Source organism: Campylobacter sp. BCW_4332 (assembly GCF_001763175.1).
GTDB classification, from domain to species: Bacteria; Campylobacterota; Campylobacteria; order Campylobacterales; family Campylobacteraceae; genus Campylobacter_D; species Campylobacter_D jejuni.
Genome location: NZ_MJYF01000040.1, coordinates 1 through 2,113, shown reverse-complemented (window position 1 = coordinate 2,113; position 2,113 = coordinate 1). Strand labels below are relative to the sequence as shown.

2 protein-coding genes are annotated in these 2,113 nt (G+C 29.9%); both read right to left on the bottom strand.

The features are described from left to right. Nucleotides 1-10: 10 nt before the first annotated feature. A complete protein-coding gene (locus AJN64_RS04285; protein ID WP_070292737.1) occupies nt 11-880 on the bottom strand; it encodes an ankyrin repeat domain-containing protein in 870 nt (289 codons plus the stop codon). 39 nt (nt 881-919) lie between these two features. Further along, on the bottom strand, nt 920-2,113 hold a 1,194-nt coding region (locus AJN64_RS04280; protein ID WP_186820832.1), incomplete at its 5' end, for a bacteriophage T4 gp5 trimerisation domain-containing protein.

Here is a 2,113-nt window from a genome sequence, read left to right as displayed (position 1 = left end):
CTCCTTTTTATTATTTTTTTATCTTTCTTCTTTCTTCATACATTTTAATTTGTTCTGGTTCTTCCAAGCTTGTATCAATATTGTATTCTTTAACCAATTGTTCCCAAGTCTTAGCACCTGCTTTTTTTAAGATTGTTTTATTTTTATTTATCCCAAAAGAAATAGCCCTATCTAATGGAGTATTAGGTTTAAAATAATTAATTTTATCATCTTTAGTTTTATTGATAGTGCAATTAGCAGCATTGACATCAGCTCCATATTTGATCAAAATTTCCAAACAAGTTCCAATAGGTTTTTCCTCAGATCTTGCAGCTATATGTAAAAGGGTTTTTCCTGCATCGATATAACTATGTTCATGTTCTGTTTTAATATTTCTCATATTTACATCAGCGCCAAATTGTAAAGCCACTTCTAAAGAATTTACAGACTCAGGATCGCCAAGCAATATCCAAGAATGCAAAGGGGTGGCACCTTTTTCATCATAAACTTCAAATTTACATCCTTTTTTAAAAAAATAATCAATCATTTTTTTATTTTTTCCACCCACTCCAATATAATCAGTAAGGGCATTATTTCCTAAACACTCATCATCAGCTTTAAGTCCTAAACTCTCAAAATACTCCATCATTTCAAAACTTTGACTCTTATCATAAGCAATCCCTGCCCAAGCTAAAGTAGAACTAGGATTAAAAAAAGGTATAGGATGATCACACCAATATACCTTACGACGTTTCTCTAAAAATATTTCAGGTATGGGATAATCTTTTAAAAACTCTTTCACTTCTTTAAGTTTATTATTTTTAACAAGTCTAAAAAATTCCCAACCTAACTCCCTTATAGCTTCTTCATCCATAGCTTGCATTTCTTCTAAAGTTTTCATTTGTTTTTCCTTGTGTTGTTATAATTTAAAAAATTAGTTTTAATCCACTCTTAGATCACCGCCTTTGATCCTTAAGCCCTTATCGTCTATAATAATTTGCATTTTACCTACTTGTATTACAATTTTATCTTCTGTTTGAGAAATGATTGTATTTTTTACCCTAGAAACAATATGTTCTTGTGCTACTAAAACGCTATCTTTGTTTGCTAAAGTATTAACTCTATCAGCTGCAAAAGTACAATCTTTTCTAGCTTTAAAACTAATAGAATCATCTGCTTCGGCTTTAATATATTCATTTGTTTCCAAGGTCATATCTTTTTTGGAATAAAATTTTACAGAGTGGTTAGTTTGGAGCACATAAGAACCTCTTATGGTTTCATTTTTATTATGTCCTACTCTATAAATAGAATCATTTTTAATATCTTGTTCTAGATTATTATTTACAAAGACTCTTTTGTCATTTCCTATTTTTTCTTCGTGGTTTTGCCCTATGTTTATTTCATTGCTAATCCCCACATTTAAAGTATTACTTAAACCTACATTGGTATCTTTAGAGAGTAAAGTATTTTCTAAATATTCAGCCCCTACATTGACATTTTTAAATCCTGCGATATTTTGCATATGACCTAAAGTGATAAATTCAGTATATAAGGCTCCTACTTCTGAAGTTTTATTATTTTTTATGGTTTGCTCATAATTATTACCTATTTCTTCTTTATAATCTTTTTGTGCTAGGATATAAATTTCTTCTTTGTCTTTGTCGTTTTTTAGGGTAATTTCATTCCTTGCTCTTGCATCGGTGTTATCCACTCCTACTGTGGAATTAGCCAAAGTAAGATAATGATTGTTTATAGAGCTTAATTCATAATCTGTATTTTCTTGAAGTTTTAAGGTATCTAAGCCTTGATTGATCATAATAGGAACTTCGCTTAAATAACTTAAAGTGCTAGTGGCAATCTCTCTTTGATATCTTGGATAATTATATTGAGGCATAGTTGTAGTCCCATTATACAAACTTCCACTTACATAAGGTTTATCTATATCATCATCTAAAAAAGAAATAATCACTTCATCTCCTATTCTTGGAGTATGATAAAAACCTGAATGATTGCTTGCTATACTAGAAGCTACTCTTAAAAAAGGAGTGTGATGATATAAACTTTCTTTTTCATCTAATTCTTCTTGATTGGCATAAAGATTAATCCTTACCTTAACCCTTCCATGCTCATCAGT